Source organism: Helicobacter sp. 11S03491-1, from assembly GCF_002272835.1.
Taxonomy (GTDB): Bacteria; Campylobacterota; Campylobacteria; order Campylobacterales; family Helicobacteraceae; genus Helicobacter_J.
In genome coordinates, this window is the sequence record NZ_MLAO01000005.1 from 154,782 (window position 1) to 171,720 (window position 16,939).

Annotated in this window: 20 protein-coding genes and 1 pseudogene; 6 read left to right on the plus strand and 15 right to left on the minus strand. The window is 31.2% G+C overall.

All coding sequences use genetic code 11. The features are described from left to right. Positions 1–73: 73 nt before the first annotated feature. The 3 genes from BKH45_RS05030 to BKH45_RS05040 form a co-directional block, all read right to left on the minus strand. Entirely contained in the window at positions 74–424 is a 351-nt protein-coding gene (locus BKH45_RS05030; RefSeq protein WP_095274385.1) for a hypothetical protein, read from the minus strand. A 40-nt stretch (positions 425–464) separates the two neighbouring features. After that, positions 465–890 carry a hypothetical protein gene (locus BKH45_RS05035; protein ID WP_095274386.1) on the minus strand — a complete coding sequence of 142 codons (426 nt, stop codon included), beginning with the start codon at positions 888–890 and terminating at the stop codon, positions 465–467. A 528-nt stretch (positions 891–1,418) separates the two neighbouring features. After that, positions 1,419–2,189, minus strand: a complete 771-nt coding sequence (locus tag BKH45_RS05040; protein ID WP_095274387.1) for a glycosyltransferase family 2 protein — start codon at positions 2,187–2,189, stop codon at positions 1,419–1,421. Positions 2,190–2,315: 126 nt separating this feature from the next. Here BKH45_RS05040 and BKH45_RS05045 point away from each other — a divergent pair, with 126 nt between their 5' ends. Next, entirely contained in the window at positions 2,316–3,296 is a 981-nt protein-coding gene (locus tag BKH45_RS05045; protein ID WP_095274388.1) for a glycosyl transferase family 90, read from the plus strand. An 8-nt stretch (positions 3,297–3,304) separates the two neighbouring features. After that, positions 3,305–4,372 (plus strand): glycosyltransferase family 10, encoded by a 1,068-nt coding sequence (locus tag BKH45_RS05050; RefSeq protein ID WP_095274389.1) that lies wholly within the window; start codon positions 3,305–3,307, stop codon positions 4,370–4,372. A 548-nt stretch (positions 4,373–4,920) separates the two neighbouring features. Here BKH45_RS05050 and BKH45_RS05055 read toward each other — a convergent pair. Then, positions 4,921–6,192, minus strand: coding sequence for an O-antigen ligase family protein (locus tag BKH45_RS05055; protein ID WP_095274390.1), 1,272 nt, complete (start codon positions 6,190–6,192; stop codon positions 4,921–4,923). 7 nt (positions 6,193–6,199) lie between these two features. Continuing rightward, positions 6,200–6,472, minus strand: a complete 273-nt coding sequence (gene rpsO / locus BKH45_RS05060) for a 30S ribosomal protein S15 (RefSeq protein WP_095274391.1) — start codon at positions 6,470–6,472, stop codon at positions 6,200–6,202. A gap of 148 nt (positions 6,473–6,620) precedes the next feature. On the opposite strand from rpsO, the gene flhA reads away from it, so the two are divergent. From flhA to BKH45_RS05080, 4 genes are read left to right on the plus strand one after another with little or no spacing between them, the layout of a single operon-like run. Then, complete coding sequence (flhA, locus tag BKH45_RS05065) at positions 6,621–8,810, plus strand: flagellar biosynthesis protein FlhA (protein ID WP_257874499.1); 2,190 nt, start codon at positions 6,621–6,623, stop codon at positions 8,808–8,810. 8 nt (positions 8,811–8,818) lie between these two features. Then, positions 8,819–9,901, plus strand: a complete 1,083-nt coding sequence (locus BKH45_RS05070) for a 3',5'-cyclic-nucleotide phosphodiesterase (RefSeq protein WP_095274393.1) — start codon at positions 8,819–8,821, stop codon at positions 9,899–9,901. Between the two features lie 11 nt (positions 9,902–9,912). Continuing rightward, positions 9,913–10,182, plus strand: coding sequence for a hypothetical protein (locus BKH45_RS05075; RefSeq protein WP_095274394.1), 270 nt, complete (start codon positions 9,913–9,915; stop codon positions 10,180–10,182). A gap of 24 nt (positions 10,183–10,206) precedes the next feature. Further along, positions 10,207–10,884, plus strand: coding sequence for a hypothetical protein (locus BKH45_RS05080; protein ID WP_095274395.1), 678 nt, complete (start codon positions 10,207–10,209; stop codon positions 10,882–10,884). Between the two features lie 11 nt (positions 10,885–10,895). Here BKH45_RS05080 and BKH45_RS05085 read toward each other — a convergent pair whose 3' ends face one another. The 10 genes and pseudogenes from BKH45_RS05085 to BKH45_RS09060 form a co-directional block, all read right to left on the minus strand. Next, entirely contained in the window at positions 10,896–12,053 is a 1,158-nt protein-coding gene (locus BKH45_RS05085; RefSeq protein WP_095274396.1) for a cation:proton antiporter, read from the minus strand. Then, complete coding sequence (gene purN, locus BKH45_RS05090) at positions 12,046–12,669, minus strand: phosphoribosylglycinamide formyltransferase (RefSeq protein WP_257874497.1); 624 nt, start codon at positions 12,667–12,669, stop codon at positions 12,046–12,048. The genes BKH45_RS05085 and purN overlap by 8 nt, the downstream gene beginning before the upstream one ends. A 67-nt stretch (positions 12,670–12,736) precedes the next feature. Then, positions 12,737–13,210, minus strand: a complete 474-nt coding sequence (gene moaC, locus BKH45_RS05095; RefSeq protein ID WP_095274397.1) for a cyclic pyranopterin monophosphate synthase MoaC — start codon at positions 13,208–13,210, stop codon at positions 12,737–12,739. 11 nt (positions 13,211–13,221) lie between these two features. Continuing rightward, positions 13,222–13,752: a molybdopterin adenylyltransferase gene (mog, locus tag BKH45_RS05100; protein ID WP_095274398.1), complete on the minus strand. Its 531-nt coding sequence runs from the start codon at positions 13,750–13,752 to the stop codon at positions 13,222–13,224. Next, entirely contained in the window at positions 13,745–14,239 is a 495-nt protein-coding gene (gene mobB / locus BKH45_RS05105; RefSeq protein WP_095274399.1) for a molybdopterin-guanine dinucleotide biosynthesis protein B, read from the minus strand. Before mobB ends, mog begins: the two co-directional genes overlap by 8 nt. Next, a complete protein-coding gene (locus BKH45_RS05110; protein WP_095274400.1) occupies positions 14,239–14,676 on the minus strand; it encodes a molybdenum cofactor biosynthesis protein MoaE in 438 nt (145 codons plus the stop codon). The genes mobB and BKH45_RS05110 overlap by 1 nt, the downstream gene beginning before the upstream one ends. A 3-nt stretch (positions 14,677–14,679) precedes the next feature. Next, positions 14,680–14,901, minus strand: a complete 222-nt coding sequence (locus BKH45_RS05115; protein ID WP_095274401.1) for a MoaD/ThiS family protein — start codon at positions 14,899–14,901, stop codon at positions 14,680–14,682. Positions 14,902–14,912: 11 nt separating this feature from the next. Continuing rightward, positions 14,913–16,157, minus strand: coding sequence for a molybdopterin molybdotransferase MoeA (locus BKH45_RS05120; protein WP_095274402.1), 1,245 nt, complete (start codon positions 16,155–16,157; stop codon positions 14,913–14,915). Position 16,158: 1 nt separating this feature from the next. Continuing rightward, positions 16,159–16,764: a GTP cyclohydrolase II gene (ribA, locus tag BKH45_RS05125; protein WP_095274403.1), complete on the minus strand. Its 606-nt coding sequence runs from the start codon at positions 16,762–16,764 to the stop codon at positions 16,159–16,161. A 49-nt stretch (positions 16,765–16,813) separates the two neighbouring features. Next, positions 16,814–16,939, minus strand: a pseudogene (locus BKH45_RS09060) (DUF3943 domain-containing protein); the annotation flags it as partial.

Consider the following 16,939-nt stretch of genomic DNA (forward strand, 5'->3'; position numbering starts at 1 on the left):
TTTGAAAAATTTTTATAAATCAAGAAATGCACTAAAATATCTCATAAAAATCAATAAAGTTTTTATATTAAAATTATTTTTTAGATTTCCAATATTCTTGCAATAAAAGTAATTTTTTTCTCAATAAAATAATATTTTCAAACATTTTATTTATATTAAAAACATAGGAACGATTCATATTCAAAACCTGTGGGTTATAATCTCCAAATACATCATATTCACATAACAAATCTCTACCCAAAGTCCGCTGAAATGCTTTTTGAAAAAATGTCTCATAAGTAAAAAGAATTTCTGTTTTTAACTCTTGAGCCTCTTTAAGATTCCTGGTTTCTAAAACTTTATTACACTTCTGAATAACAATATCAATCTTTTTTTTATTCTCTATAAGTTGGCTTTCTTTGTCTTTGTTGTCAATAGATTCCATTTTATGTCCTTTTCATGAGACTACTATCTATAAAATTAAGTTAGCCCCTCTCCACCCAATAATCGTAATATCCTGTATCACTCATGCAAAGATATCCCTCAATGCTAAAATCCCTAATAGAAGTAAAAACAGGCCGATACAACACAATTACCAATCTTTTATTGTCAATCCGGTTGCTTTTATAAGTAATAGAAAGTTGTTGGCAAGCATTCCAGTTAATTGGAAGTTTTTGATTGAAACGAATCAAAACATTATAGTGCCTTTGGAGACTTTTATCTGTTGTGGTTTTTTGAGAAGATTGTGAAGATAATTCTTCGTAATGAGAACTTTCAGATAAAGGTTTTTGTGTTATAGTCAAATCTGTACATTCACACTCAAATTTAAAATTTTTTTCGACAGATTCCAGTTGCAAAATACCACAACTACCATAAAGATTTCCAATTTCCTCTTTTTGTCTAGCATTCATTATTTGCCTTAACTTCATCTTGATTGAAACTATTCTAAAAGATTACAAAAATTAATCTCATTTTTTCCTAATTAATTAAGAAAAACCTATTAAAATTATCTCAAACTATTGCTTAATATTATCTTTTAATTGAAATATTTTTTTGTATCTTTATGATATTTTACTCATATTTTATTTTATATGATTTTTAAGATTAACCAAATTTAAGTTCTATTTTTAATCTAAAATATTTATTTTTTAAAAAAGCAATATCATTATGTTGTATATAAACAATAAATTTTGAAGATATATAAGTATTTCATACAAGCCTGGTAATACTACTCTTAGAGTGAGTTTTATTCCATATTTTCTTCAAATTTTATAGATTTTTATAATTTATCTTTAAAACTCTCTTATAATTTTAGAGTATTTAAAATTATAAATTAATCATAATAATATTTTAATATTATCTTCTAATTCTCAAAAATTATAGATATTATTTTATAATCTCAATATTTTGCCAATAAAATATTATATTAATTTATAAAACTATTTTTCTTGACTCTCTTGGCGTCTTTCATAAAGCTTCATATATTTAAAAAACGCTCCATCAGCATTACAATACGCTACAATGAAACCTTTATAACCATACAAAAATCCTTTTCTAAAAAAATAATCTTTCAAAAATACCAAAACAAATCTTCCAATTGCCCCAAAAACACTGGCTTTTTTCTTGCCGGATTTTTTTTCATCAGCCCAAATTGTGCTATAACGATTCAATTTCCCTAGCAGCATATCAACACTTTCAAATGCATAATGCCTGAGGTAACCATTTAACTTTATTTCTCTACATCCATCAGGAATAATAACGCTTTCATGAACTTGATTTTGATTAAAGCATGTTTTATCCTTGCAAAATAAACGCCTTACATAATCAGGACTCCATCCACACGCCTGAATCCATTCTCCCTTATAGAGATTTTTACGACTTAAAGAATAAACAATCTTGCTATCTAAAGATAGATGTTTGATCATTTCAAGTGCATCTTTTTCCAAAACCTCATCTGAATCAATACTCAAAATCCAATCGTGCTTTGCATAAGAAATTGCTAAGTTTTTTAAAGGACCAAACCCAATAAACTCACTTTCATAAATTTTTACATTTTTAAAATTTCCAGCTATTATTTGCGTATCATCCGTGCTTTCATTATCAAGCAAAATAATCTCATCAAAATCACACAAAGCTTCCAGGCACTCCCTCAAATGTACTTGAGCATTTTTGGCTAAAATCACTACAGAAATTTTTGAAAAATTATTCATTTTGGTTTTCCTTGTATATTTATATATTATCTTTTATAATAATAATTATATATAAAATGACCGGTGTTTTACTACAGAAGCGAAGGATTTTTTGCTACAATTGGAATTAAATTGTGAGGAAAAAGTTTGAGAAATAATCAATTTTTATATAATCTTAAGGGAATTGGGTATTTTATGTATCCAAGATTTTTGGGCAAATATATTCTCAAAGCAAAACTTCATGAGCTCCAATCTCTCAAAGACAATGAATTAGAAAAATTAGCTCAAAGGGTGCGCTATTATTGCTCTTTTAATTCCGGTTGTATGCCCAATACCTCTAATCCCTCAAATTTAAAACTTTTAAAAAAAGGGTCGAGATATTTTTTCGACACTTATGAATATATGAGATTTTTTCCAAAAAATCTCATATATATCTTGGAATCCGGGGATATAAACTATGAGTTACCCTACCCCTCTATATGTAAATCCAGACCTATAAGCAAAAATTTTAGCAATAATGTGTTGCTAAAATTAGACAAAATGAGACATTTTAAATTTTTCAAAAATCCTCCTCTTATTCCCTATGAAGATAAAAAAAATATTTTATTTTTTCGAGGGGGCTGCTATCAAACGCACAGGAAAAAATTTATGCAAAAATACTTTAATCACCCTATGTGCGATCTTGGACATGTTGGGGCAAATAGAGAAGAGTTCGCTTCATGGCAAAAAGAAAAAATTAGCATAGAAAATCATATGCAATATAAATTTATCCTCTCTCTTGAGGGAAATGATGTGGCTAGTAATTTAAAGTGGATTATGAGTTCTAATTCAATTGCAGTAATGCCCAAACCAAAATTTGAAACTTGGTTTATGGAGGGGACGTTAATTCCAAACTATCATTATATAGAGATTGATTATGATTATGAAAATCTAATAGAAAAATTAGAATATTTTCTAAGCCATTCAAACCAAGCCAAAGAAATTATAACCCATGCAAATGCCTATACAAAGCAATTTTTAGATAAAAAAATGGAAGATTTGATCGCTTTTATGGTATTAAGAAAATATTTTTATCAAACTAATCAAATCCAAATCTCAAAAATTGAAGAAGAAATTTTTATCAAATAAGGAATTTTATGCAAAAAATTAGTGTCTTGTTGATTCAAAATACAGATAAAATCTATGATGATCAATGGCTGGAAGATTGGCTTAAAAAACAATCTTACAAAAATGATGGGTGCTATAATCAAAAAGACTTGCAAATAATTTTTAGTACAAAATTTAATCAAAGCGATTATGTGGTTATGCTCAACCGAGTTGATAAAAATAGGACGCTTCATGTAGGCAAAGATAATCTTTTTGCCTTGCAACAAGAGCCTTATATACCAAATTCATCTAAATATCATATTTGTTTTAAAAATGAATTTGCAAAACAAAAAAGAACCTATAAAAATTTCAGAAAAGTTTTTGGCTTTGTTTGTGAACTTTTGGCAAAAGATCCTGCCCATCTTCATTATATTCCCCATCACCCGATGATGTATTGGATGTTATATAGCAAAAATAAACCTCCTTATAAAACCATTTCTCAAATGCCCCTAAATCAAAAAACAAAAACAATTTCTTGTATCGCCTCTATCCACAAATCTATCTTTCCGGGACATCTGGCGCGCAGAGAATTTGTAATGTGGCTTAAAAATCAAAAAATAGGACAAGAGATTGATTTTTATGGATCCGGAACAGTTCATGAATTGACCAATAAAATAGATGGCTTGAGGGATTATAAATATTCAATCGCTATTGAAAATTCTTCTATTCCTCATTACTTTACAGAAAAAATTATCGATTGTTATCTTGCCTATACAATGCCTATTTATTGCGGGGCTCCCAATATTGGGGAATACTTCCCTAATGATTCTTATATTACCATTGATATTAACAAACCCCAAGAAGCTATCAAGATAATACAAGAAGCCATAACAAACAATTTATGGGAAAAAAATATTGAATCTATCAAAAAAGCAAGAGAACTTTGCCTAAAAGAATATAACTTTATTCAATGTATGGGCAAGATAATTGCTGAAGACTTTAAAGAAAGAGGCAAACAAGAAATATCGAAAATTACTGTTAAAAAATTTAAGAGAAGTTTTATTGATAGAATTAAACGTAATATGTGGAGGATTGGAAATAAAATTGGGTTAATTTAGTCAATAATTTAATTTTTATTTTTTATTGATAATAATAAATTAAATATATAGCTTTTAAAAATAAATATTTTAAGTCCAAGATACTCTATTAAAATAAAAAACCGGGATCGCTCTTAAAAACAAATAATCAAAAAATTAAATTCTGATTTTATGGCAATAGATTAAAAAATTAGGAATAAAATCATTTTATTATTTATTTTTTATAAAAAATAATATTATATTAAAAATAAAATATTTATTATTTTCATGCTTTAATAATCTTATAAAATCTTCTTTATATCTATTTCAAAATGATGATTTAAAACATCTTAAAATGAGATAAATTTCATATCCTTAATAAAAAAGTTAAAAAATAGCCAAAAATACAATATCTCTTATAAAGTTAAAATATTCTAAAAATATGCAATAGTCTTAAGAGAGTATTTTTTATGATTGAATAATGCCATAAAATCAAAATTCTCATCTTTTTATTTTTAGTATTCGAATAATTAATTTGATATTTTTATCTTTTTTATTATTTTTTCAAAAAAATGATAAAATTTTAGTTTTCAACAACACCCTTCTTGACCCTTCTTGATTCCCCAATAAGCAAGAGAGCTTAAAATCACCATTGTGATGATAAAGAAATTACCATCCATAAAAGCGCTCATTGGCTCTCCACTCCCTCCACTAACAATATAATAAACCAAAATGCCCATCATCATATAAGCAGGAATATTACCTTTTCTCTTTTGGATAGCCTTGATAGAAAAAATTCCAATACTCAACCATGTTGCCAACAAAGCCAAAAGCCCTAAAATACCCTTTCTTGCCAATGTATTTAAAATCTCATTATGATACCTGCCATAACAATTCAATGTTTTGGGATCTCTATCTGATTTAGCAAGTCTGTTGATTTCGTATTTTCTATCACAAATGCTTTTGGGGCTCAAGCCAATAATAGGAGAAAGCTTGATAATAGCAATAGCTTCTTTCCACATCTCAAAACGCAATCCCAGGCTTGTATTATAATTATTTTCTTTATATTCTTTAATGTCGGAATTTGCTTGATAAAATCTTGCCATTGAAGAACGCACTTGAGGAACAAAAGCCAAAACAACCCCACCTATGACAATAAAAAATATTATTTTTTTAAGTAGTTTTAATCGTATATGTTTATTGGAATTAAAAAGTATAAAAAGTATAAAAAGTGCTATACTGCCAACGACAAAACCCAAAATAACACCACGAGTCTCACTGAAAATCATCACAATAATTGCAAAAATAACAGCCATACCAAAAAAAATCTTTTCTTTTAAAGAAGAATTTAATCTTAAAAAACAAGCAAGAGCACACAACCCCAAAACAGAACCAACATTCCCAAATTCAGAGATTCCTGAAAAACCCCCAACCCTATCAATATCTAAAAAAACTTTCTGAAAAACAGCAATCAAACCATTGACAAAACAAGCCACCCCAATCATATAAAAAATAATTTTTTGATTTAATATTATTCTTGAACCAATAAGAAGTACCAAAAGAAAAGCTCCGACTAAATAACCTAAAGGCATATTAAAAATTCGCAAACCATAGCTAAAACTATCATTCACAAACATATTAGGAAATGTTGTAAAAAAAATACCGGCAAATGCATAAGCAATAAATTTAATTTCTTTAGGGATGGAGTCTAATTTTTGAAAAAATCTTGAATAAACAAGCAACGCTAATAAAAATAAAACTGAAAAAACCTGTGGAGAACCTTTTATAGATGAAAATAAATAAACTCCACAGGATAGAAGAGTTAAAAAGAGACCTATTTTATTGCTATATCTTAGTGACATAGCTAAATTATCTGTCTTTGATGCCTAATTTAGCAATCAAATTAGCATATCTTTCATATTGTGTTTTTTTGAGGTATTTAAGAAGATGTTTTCTCTGCCCCACTAATTTCAATAACCCTAATCTGCTTGAGTGATCTTTTGGATTTTCTTTGAGATGTTGTGTTAAACTTGAAATTCTTTGACTCAATAACCCTATTTGGACTTCTGAAGATCCTGTATCCTTGCTATCTCTGGCAAATTGTGAAATAATTTCTTGTTTTTTCGCCGTATCTAAAGCCATAATGACCTCCTGAATGGTATAAATTTAAAGATAGAATTATACATAAAAAAGCAAAATTTTACATTAAAAATTGTAGAATCCTATCTCGAATAATAAATAATCCAAAAAAGGCATAAACTTAGTGGCTTCAGATAGACAAAAAAATGTTATTAAAAAAGTCGTTCCTTATCTGCGATATATCACTCAATCCAAAGATTTAACGGTTGTTGCATTTGTCATTGCTATTTTAGCCATCATTATTGTCCCTCTCCCACCTTTTTTACTTGATTTTTTATTGACCATATCAATCGCACTTTCTATTCTTATTATCTTAATAGGTCTTTATATTACCAAACCTACAGATTTCTCAGCCTTTCCTACTCTTTTGCTTATCGTAACTCTTTATCGATTGGCTCTTAATGTTGCTACAACAAGAATGATTCTTACAGAAGGCTATAGAGGTCCTGAAGCTGTGAGTGATATTATTGCAGCGTTTGGAGAATTCACAGTAGGGGGTAATTATATCATTGGGACCATCGTTTTTACTATTCTTGTGCTTGTCAATCTGCTTGTAGTAACCAATGGTTCAACACGCGTTACAGAAGTCAGAGCCAGATTTGCACTCGATGCTATGCCCGGGAAACAAATGGCCATTGATGCAGATTTAAACTCCGGACTTATTGATAATGAAGAAGCCAAGAAACGACGTGGAGCGCTTACTCAAGAAGCTGATTTTTATGGAGCAATGGATGGAGCGAGTAAATTTGTCAAAGGCGATGCTGTTGCTTCGATTATTATTACTTTAATCAATATTATTGGAGGCTTCTTAGTTGGTGTATTCCAAAGAGATATGAGCATAGCTTTTAGTGCTTCTACTTTTACAGTTCTTACTATAGGAGATGGGTTAGTGGGTCAAATCCCTGCCCTTATTATTGCTACAGCTACAGGTATTGTAGCCACTAGAACTACGCAAGGAGAAGAAGAAAACTTTGCTTCCAAATTAATCACCCAATTAACTGATAGAAGCAAGACTCTTATTATTGTGGGATCGATTTTGCTTTTATTCGCAACTGTGCCGGGCTTGCCAACTTTTTCGCTTGCTTTTGTGGGGTTTTTATTTTTATTTGTTGCTTGGCTTATATCTAGAGGGGATAATCAAAATTTATTTTCTATATTTGAAAAATGGCTGGGCAAAAAGATGGATCTTGATCTTTCCACAAATGATTCTCCATCTTCTGCGCAAACAGATGCCCACACTCATACTCCAAATACAAAAACTCAAAAAACTCCTGAAGAAATCAAAAAAGAAGAAGAAAAAGCAATTGATGAAGTGCTTAAAATTGAGCTTTTAGAACTTGCCTTAGGTTACCAACTTATAGGACTTGCAGATGTAAAACAAGGGGGGGATCTTCTGGAGAGAGTTAGGGGAATCAGAAAAAAAATTGCCAATGACTATGGATTTTTAATGCCTCAAATCCGCATCCGAGATAACCTTCAACTCCCTCCAACCCATTATGAAATCAAGCTTAAGGGCATTGTGATTGGTGAGGGAAGTGTGATGCCTGATAAATTTTTAGCAATGAATACCGGATTTGTGAGCAAAGAAATTGAAGGTATTCCTACCAAAGAACCTGCTTTTGGTATGGATGCTTTGTGGGTAGATCCCAAAGACAAAGAAGAAGCAATTATTCAAGGCTATACCATTATTGATCCTTCTACGGTCATTGCTACCCATATGAGTGAGCTTGTGAAAAATTATGCTGAAGAATTTATCACCAAAGATGAAGTCAAATCACTGATGGATAGACTTTCACAAGATTATCCTGCCATTATTGAAGAAGCCAAAAAAATCCCTACAGGAGTTATCCGATCTGTCTTGCAAGAATTACTCCATGAAAAAATTCCCATCAAAGACATGCTTACTATCCTTGAGACCATCACTGACATCGCTCCTATTGTCCAAAATGATGTAGCTATTATTACCGAACAGGTTCGGTCAAAACTTGCAAGAGTTATTACTAATATTTTTAAATCTGAAGATGGGAATTTAAAACTTTTGACCTTATCAACAAATTCTGAACAATATCTTTTAGGCAAACTCAAAGAACAACCATCAGGTAAAACTTTACTTTTAAATACAGCTGATATGCAAAAACTCATAGAGTCTATTAGCGAAGAATCAATGAAAGTGCTTCAAAAAGGTATTGCTCCTGTAATATTAATTGTCGATCCTGAGCTTAGACGGGCATTGGCAAACAAAATTGAACAATTCAAATTAGACTTAGTAGTTCTAAGCCATGCAGAGCTTGATACAAATGCAAAATACGAAGTATTAGGCAATATTAATATTAATTTTTAAGGAGAATAATGCAAGTTCATCACTTATCTCACATAGATTTAGATGGTTATGGTTGCCAACTCATATCAAGACATTTTTTTAAGAATATTTATTTCTATAATGCAAATTATGGTAAAGAAGTCCTCGCTAGAATCAATGCCATAATCAATCATATAAATCATTCTCCAGAAACTCTTTTAGAATCAAAATTCAACTCTAAGACACAAACAAAATTTTTGATACTCATTACTGATTTAAATCTTTCTCTCCCGGAAGCCAAATACCTACAAGAAAGAGTTGATGAGATGAAACTTTCAGGAAAAGATGTTGAAATTTTACTTTTAGATCATCACATCAGCGGTGAAGAATCTGCCAAAATTTATCATTGGTATTACTTGGACATTAATCGTTGCGCTACAAAAATTACTTATGAAACGCTCAAAGAAAAATATCCTTTATTATGCCCTAGTGATGAAAAATGGCTCACTCCTATGGCAGAAATGATTAATTCAGTTGATATCTGGAAAGAAAAGGGATTTGGATTTGAATTTGGAAAAGTAGCTATGAGTATGATATCAAGCTCCAATGAACTCAATCGATTTATGTTTGATACAGATCATAGAGATTATAAACTCAATCTTCTTAAACAAGCCAAAGACTATCTCTTGCTCCAAGGAGGTGAAGTCAAATTTGATAACGAAATTTTTAAACTTAAAAAAATCGCATTAGGAGGCAATCCTGATTTGCAAACAATGGATAATATAGCTTCCTTTGCTCAAGTCAATCTTCTCTCAAAGAAAAAAGACCAATGTACAATTATTTATAGAGATAAAAAAGGTTTTTTAAGTTATTCTATGGGAGGGATTAGTGTTCTTGCTAATTTATTTTTAGCTAAAAATCCTGAATTTGATTTTTATATAGACGTCAATCCTAAGGGTAATATAAGTCTTCGGGCAAATGGAAAGTGTGATGTCAGCATGATGAGCAAAGAATTTTTCAATGGAGGAGGACATAAAAATGCCTCCGGTGGAAGAATAGAAGGTTTTAAAGAAAGTTTTTTATATGAAGATATTAAACTTCAAATACAAAGAATTCTTCAAAATCCCCTATAAGGAAAATAATTATGAAAAACAACAATGAAAAAATAGACAAAATAGACTTTGAAGATCTAGCTTTAGAAGTTATTGATATGTTAGGGGTAGCATTATATTTTGCAGGGGTAAAGCCCCATAATATCGAAAAAGCTATTGATATTTATCTGCAAGAATTAGATAAACCGGATGAAGAAACTTCTTATGGGCAAAAAGAAATTATTAAAGTTATTGAAGGGTTAAAAACAAAATACAAAACTTTATTTAGAGATGATAGAATATCTTCAAAAAATCCGGCATAATTTTATGCAAAATAAGGATATTCTATGAAGATTAAAACGATCTTATTAGCTGGTATTGCCTTATTGTTCGTGTCATGCGCACGTTATAATGTAATTCCTGAAAATATCGCACGTTATGATAAGGGTGTAGAAATTTTGGAATCCGGCCACCCTGATTCAAAAGTCCAAATAGAAATTTCTCAAAACACTTTAGGTGGGTTGAAAAATCCCCCTTTAGTGATTTATATCGGGGCACAAATCCTACAAGGACCGGACATCATATTAGATACACATAATTTATCTGCTACCCAAAATGGTTCTAAGCTTATGATTTTGACTTATCGTGAAATTCTCAATTCTAATTATGATTTTACGAGTATTTTACAAGATTTTGGTATCCCAACTCCCGGTGTATCTTCAAATACAAATATAATGGCGCCAATATTTTATTTTGGTCGCGGAGGGTTTCTTGTCTATAATATGTTTCTTAATCCATTTATTATTGACAACATACAAAGCCAACAAACATTTCAAGAACAAAGAGAAGCACGCAAAATTATGGCAACCAATTATCTGAGAAAATCAACATTAAGTGTTGTAGGCAAAGCAAAAGGTGGGTTTATAGTTATCAGTCCTAAGGGTATTAAACCGGGTACAATCAAACTTGAAGTCCTAATCACAAAACAACCCCATATTTTTAATATAGACATCAGAAAAAGATAATTTTTTTCTGATTATTTGATCTTCCAAAAATTATAAACAAGTTTGATAACAATTGTAAAAATAATGCCCTCAAAAATTGCTGCCAACAAAAATGAATAATAGGTATTTTGATCCATCGCATGCAATTGTAAGCCCAAAGCAGCCGTAGCAACCAAAAAAGTTAAAGGCATTGAATCGCTTAAAGCAAACAAAATAGTATTTTTCGCGCTTTTGAAATAACTTCTAAAGGCTATGGTTGCAGAGAATAAACGCAAGGAAATCATAGCCACTACAATCAATGCTCCGTGCAAAAATAAACTTGGTGTATGTAAAATAAGCGACAAATCCAGCGTAGAACCTACATGGATAAAAAATAATGGAACAAAAAAACCAAATCCAATATCATTAAGTTTATGGACTAATTCGTGTTTGTATGGAAAAAATGTCGCTACAATCATACCTGCCAAAAATGCTCCCAAAACGCTCTCTAGTCCTAGCCAAATAACAATTACAATCAATCCAAAAAATAACATCATGCTAAAACGAATATCTTGATTGTTAGCATCATCATAAGGCATAATAAATAGTTTTAAATTTGGAAACCACCAAAATAATATTTTGCCTATTTGAAATACACTAATAATAACGAGTAAAAACAACAATAAAACAGCCAAAGTTTTATAAAGATCAATTGTTAAACCATAGGAATAAGAACCGTTGATAATTACCAAAATAGCAATACTCACAAGCTCTCCAATAATTCCAACTTTTAAAGCCAAATCAAGCCATGGCATATTTTTGCCATAATCTTTAATCAAAGCCATAATCATGCCCAAACTCATTACAGGAAAAGCAGCAATATAAATAGGAGGAAGTTTCAAAATCAAAACAGCAGAAGTGGCTACAACATACAAAACAAGAAAATAAATACCTGCTCTTTTTAAAAATTTTTTTCCAAGCTGTTTAAAACCACGCAAATCAACTTCCATACCACACAAAAACATTAAAAATAAAAATCCTACTTCGGCCAGTATATCAAAAGCTTCTGAATGCTTAAAAATACCAAAATAATAAGCCAAAGCCCCCAGTATCATCTCAACAACAACAATAGGAATTTTAGTTATCTTGCTTACAAAAGGAGCTAGCACAATCAAAATTGAAATAATTGCAAATGTAACTAAATTATCCATGAGTATTACTTTGTGTAAGATTGAGTGCTTTAAGAATTGCCTTTGGATATAGCTTATATTCCAGATGATGAATTCTTTTTTGAAAACCTTCCAAACTTTCGCCTGAAATTTTTGGAATGCAATCTTGCAAAATTATCTCTCCACCATCTAAAACATCATTAACCCAATGCACGCTTACACCTCCATGATTATCATCTGATTGATAACTTTCTTGTATCGCTTTTATCCCTTTGTATTTAGGAAGAAGAGAGGGGTGGATGTTGATACTTTTGAGGTTAGAAGTAAAAATTGGGGATAATACTCTCATAAAACCCGATAAAATCACAAGCTCAACTTGAGTGCCGGCAATAAGCTTTAGCAATGCCCTATCAAACTCTTCTCTTCCGGAAAAATCTTTATGTGATAAAACTTTACATTCTATCCCCAATTCTTTACATCTAGAAATACCATAAGCATTTGGATTGTTGGTGATGCAAAAAGGAAATGCAATCTCTATTTCATCTTTATTTTCCAAATCAAGATTATTAAAAAATACTTTATTGCGTAATGTTTCAACAATATTTTGCATATTGCTGCCATTGCCACTAAAAAGAATAACCAGATTGATTGTCTTCAAAATTTATCCTATTGAGTTTGGAATCCAGAGTGAATTTATTTTATCACAAATCTTAATGCAATGGTATTTAAGACCTTTTGTAATCACCGCTTTTCCCTCCGCTTTTTGATTCTAATTTTATTTCACTTATCAACATTGATTTATCAATTGCCTTTACCATATCATAAATTGTCAATAGCCCTATGCTTACACTCGTTAAAGCTTCCATTTCTACGCCTGTCTTGCCCTCTGTTTTTACAATTGAACTCAAAATAAAACTACAAGTTTTATTTTCTTCTTTAATTTCTACATCAATGCCTGTAAGGAATAAAGGATGGCACATCGGAATCATTTCACTTGTTTTTTTAGCCCCCATAATAGCGGCAATAATAGCTGTCTGCAAAACAGGTCCCTTATGGACAGTTTGAGCAATAATAGCTTGATAAGCTTGAGGACTCATAGTGATTTTTCCACTTGCCCTAGCCACTCTTTTAGTCTCTATCTTGGCGCTTACATCTACCATTGTCGGGTGATTTTGTTCATTGATATGGGTTAATTGCATGTTCGAATCCTTCAAGATTTTGGACGAAATATCTTAATATTTTTATCATTTGCTTCTATAAAAGCCCCACCAATCAAATCAATGCAATATGGTATTGCGGGAAAAACAGCCTCCAAACATTCTCTAATACTTTTTGGTTTGCCCGGGAGATTGAGTATAAAACAACGATTGCGAATTCCCGCAGTTTGTCTTGATAAAATTGCTGTAGGGACATATTTCAGACTTGCTTGACGCATTAATTCACCAAATCCGGGCATCATTTTTTCACACACCCCTTGTGTAGCCTCAGGAGTAACATCTCTTAACGCAGGTCCTGTCCCCCCTGTAGTAACTATTAAATCACATTTTTGATCATCGCAAAGTTCAATAAGTGCTTGTTCAATCATCTTTTGATCATCTTGAACAAGTCGATAAAAATATTCACATTGATTTAAAATATATTCGTTTAAAACTTCCTCAATTGCTTTTCCGGAAATATCTTCATAAATACCTTCAAAAGCCCTATCACTTGCCACTACAATACCTATATTTATCTTATCCATTAATTTCCTTTGCATTTTTATTAATCCAATCAAGAATTTCTTTAGGGTTATTCAAATCAAGCAATTTAGAATTATTAGGGAGAATCTCAAGATTTTTAACACTCCCATCAATTGCAAAAGCATCGCTAAAAGAAATGTATTCTTTATCAATTTCTTCTCTTGCTACACAAATCCTAGGAAATGGCATTTCTTTTAAACCTTCTATAAAAATATAATCTTTGTCCAAAAACATTTCACACAATAAATTAATATTTTTAAACTCATTTATCATAATTGTAGTTTTAAGAGGTGAAGTTACGATTACATCAGCTCCGTTATGAAAAAATCGATAGCTATCTTTGCCCTGCATATCAAATATAGCCTTATTTTTGGGATCGTGCTTAATAACGCCTACGTGATAATGTGAAGATAAAATTTGGATTAATTTTTCAATAAGAGTTGTTTTGCCGCTGTTGCTTCTTCCACTAAAAGCTATAACTTTTGTCATTATGCCAAGATACCGCTTCCCGGCAATAAGTGACTCCTATCTTGGGCATAAAATCTCTTATCTGATTTGAAATCATATTTCCAAATTGGCGCATTATGTTTAAAATCTTCAATAAACTTCTCATACAAAGCTAATGCAGGTCTTCTTTGCATAGAAACAACTGCAGACATATAAGAACTTTCTCCATTTTCTACATTACCCTTTGAATGTGCCATAAACAAAATAACCCCTTGTTTATTTCCTTTGTCACTCCAATTTTCAAACCATTTTTTCAAAAGAGGTTCATAGATATCAAAGCTTAGTCCATCCATTTTATTTTCATTTCTCACAATTCCGGTAAATACACAAAATGCTCCTAAATTTTTTTCCCTAGCGATTTGTTCCCATTTTTGATAAATTTTATAAGTAGGCAATGCCCCTTCATAAATTTCTAACATTTTTTATCCACCACAAACCGGAGGGAGAACGACAATTTTATCACCATCTTTTAGAGGCGTATCCGGATCTTCTATCAACACATCATTAAGTGCCAATGCACTCATTGGCAACCATTTAGCAATATTTTGTATTTCTCCTAATTTTGCTTTCAATTCAGATAAAGTACTAATATCAAACTCCATTTTTTGCTCCCCAATTGGTCCTAAAAACTCAACACTTACCATTGTATATCTCCTTATAAAAAGTTTTTAAAAAAAATAATATCCACTTCAGCACCTTTAGCAACTTCGCCTTCACCTTCCGGCAAAACAACAAGGGCAGATTCTCCACACAAATTATTCACTACTGAACTTTGCAAGACTCTTTTAGTAGAAAAATCAACCTGATATTTTCCATTAGAAATGTTTAAATCACAAACTCGGAATTCCATTCTTTCATCATTTTTAGAAATTTTTTCACTTAAAATAGCTTTTACAAATTGATGTTTATAATCCATGCCCAACATCTTAGCAAAAATAATCTTACCAAATAAATAAAAGGTTATAGCTGCAGAATTTGGAAATCCGGGCAATCCAAATAAATATTTTTTTTGATTTTGATTTTGAAAAATCCCATAAATTACAGGTTTCCCCGGCTTAATACGCACCCCTTTAAATACAATTTCACAGAGTTCCTCTATAGCTTGTTGGGTAAAATCATAATCACCCATGCTCATCCCTCCGGTGCTAAGCAAAATATCACAATCTCTTAATGCCTCACTCATCATAGTCTTAATATCTTCTTTATTATCAGGCATAACAGGATAAAGCACCGCCTCTCCACCCATTGATATAACCATTGCTTTTAACAGATGATTATTAACACTATAAATAGTATTATCAGATATTCTTTCTTCCCCAACTTCTATAATTTCGCTTCCTCCACTCAAAATCGCAACTCTTGGCTTCTTATAGACTTCAATAAATACTTGATTGAGATCTGCTAAAAGACCAATCTCATAAGCCCCTATACGGGAATTTTTTCTTAATAAAACATCGCCCTTAGAATAATTTTCGCCAACTTGTCTTACCCATTGTCCTTTCTTAGGCAAAGAAGCGTTTGGAGATAAAAATACTCTCCCCTCTTTAATCAGAGCATTTTCAACTATTAAAATAGTATCGCTATTTTGAGGCATTTTAGAACCTGTAAAAGTCTTGATTGTCGCTTTGGACTCAAGACTTTTTTTATCTTCAGCTCCTGCAGGATTATCTCCTTGTAATACCAATCCTTGCGTTTGAAGTATTCCTAAATCTTCATAACAAAAAGCATACCCATCCATGCTTGAAGTACAGAATTTTGGCATATTATCTTTGGCAACAACATCTTGAGCCAATATTCTATTAAGCCCATCACTAAAGATAACTTTTTCTTTGCTTAATAAATCTATCTTTGTCTGTCTTAAGAGATCTATTGCTTCATAAAAACTAATATTCTTTTGCATCTTATAATAAATGTCCTAATTTTGATTTTTTTGTATTTAAATATTTTTGATTATAACAATTACTTGGGACAATAATACTATCTCTGATTACCTCCACATATTGACTCATGGCTTGAATTTTTCCAGGATTATTTGTAAGCAAACGGATTTTTTTAATTTTATAATAGTTCAAAATATCCCCAACAATTGAGTAATCCCTATTATCACTCTTAAATCCAAGTGCTTCATTGGCTTCTACTGTATCATAACCTTCATCTTGCAAAGCATAAGCATTGACCTTATTAAATAGACCAATACCCCTTCCTTCTTGACGTAGATAAATAAGCATTCCACCCTGTCCTTCTTGTGCATTTTGAGAAATTTTTTGCATAGCCAATGCAAGTTCTCCACCACAATCACATTTTTGTGAACCAAATACATCTCCTGTAAGGCATTCAGAATGAACGCGCACTAAAGGTACCTCAGAAAGCGAATCCGTAAAAATTACCAAATGATCCAAGGGGCATTCGCAGTTATTTTCTTTTCGTAGTTCTCTAAAAGACTGAATAAGAAAATTTCCAAAACGAGTAGGTAATTTTGCACGCTGCGAAACTTCAAAATTTTCCAAAATTATCCTTTATTTTTCTTGATATTATACCATGTTATCCTCCTCTTCCTCAAAACTTATACCCAAACCCTAATCCCAAAGGGGAAGCATAAGCATAAAATTCATTTTTATTCTTAATCCCAAAGTATCCCCCTAACCCTAAATCCCTAATCACAAAACCTATAGGATCCATCAA

Bases quoted from the DNA above. Each gene is read 5' to 3' on its own strand.
- BKH45_RS05080 (WP_095274395.1), top strand. From the start codon at position 10,207: ATGAAGATTAAAACGATCTTATTAGCTGGTATTGCCTTATTGTTCGTG.
- moaC (WP_095274397.1), bottom strand. From the start codon at position 13,210: ATGCAATTAACCCATATCAATGAACAAAATCACCCGACAATGGTAGAT.
- mog (WP_095274398.1), bottom strand. From the start codon at position 13,752: ATGGATAAGATAAATATAGGTATTGTAGTGGCAAGTGATAGGGCTTTT.
- BKH45_RS05110 (WP_095274400.1), bottom strand. From the start codon at position 14,676: ATGTTAGAAATTTATGAAGGGGCATTGCCTACTTATAAAATTTATCAA.
- BKH45_RS05050 (WP_095274389.1), top strand. From the start codon at position 3,305: ATGCAAAAAATTAGTGTCTTGTTGATTCAAAATACAGATAAAATCTAT.
- mobB (WP_095274399.1), bottom strand. From the start codon at position 14,239: ATGACAAAAGTTATAGCTTTTAGTGGAAGAAGCAACAGCGGCAAAACA.
- BKH45_RS05030 (WP_095274385.1), bottom strand. From the start codon at position 424: ATGGAATCTATTGACAACAAAGACAAAGAAAGCCAACTTATAGAGAAT.
- BKH45_RS05035 (WP_095274386.1), bottom strand. From the start codon at position 890: ATGAATGCTAGACAAAAAGAGGAAATTGGAAATCTTTATGGTAGTTGT.
- BKH45_RS05120 (WP_095274402.1), bottom strand. From the start codon at position 16,157: ATGCAAAAGAATATTAGTTTTTATGAAGCAATAGATCTCTTAAGACAG.
- BKH45_RS05075 (WP_095274394.1), top strand. From the start codon at position 9,913: ATGAAAAACAACAATGAAAAAATAGACAAAATAGACTTTGAAGATCTA.
- BKH45_RS05085 (WP_095274396.1), bottom strand. From the start codon at position 12,053: ATGGATAATTTAGTTACATTTGCAATTATTTCAATTTTGATTGTGCTA.
- BKH45_RS05055 (WP_095274390.1), bottom strand. From the start codon at position 6,192: ATGTCACTAAGATATAGCAATAAAATAGGTCTCTTTTTAACTCTTCTA.
- BKH45_RS05115 (WP_095274401.1), bottom strand. From the start codon at position 14,901: ATGGTAAGTGTTGAGTTTTTAGGACCAATTGGGGAGCAAAAAATGGAG.
- BKH45_RS05070 (WP_095274393.1), top strand. From the start codon at position 8,819: ATGCAAGTTCATCACTTATCTCACATAGATTTAGATGGTTATGGTTGC.
- rpsO (WP_095274391.1), bottom strand. From the start codon at position 6,472: ATGGCTTTAGATACGGCGAAAAAACAAGAAATTATTTCACAATTTGCC.
- BKH45_RS05040 (WP_095274387.1), bottom strand. From the start codon at position 2,189: ATGAATAATTTTTCAAAAATTTCTGTAGTGATTTTAGCCAAAAATGCT.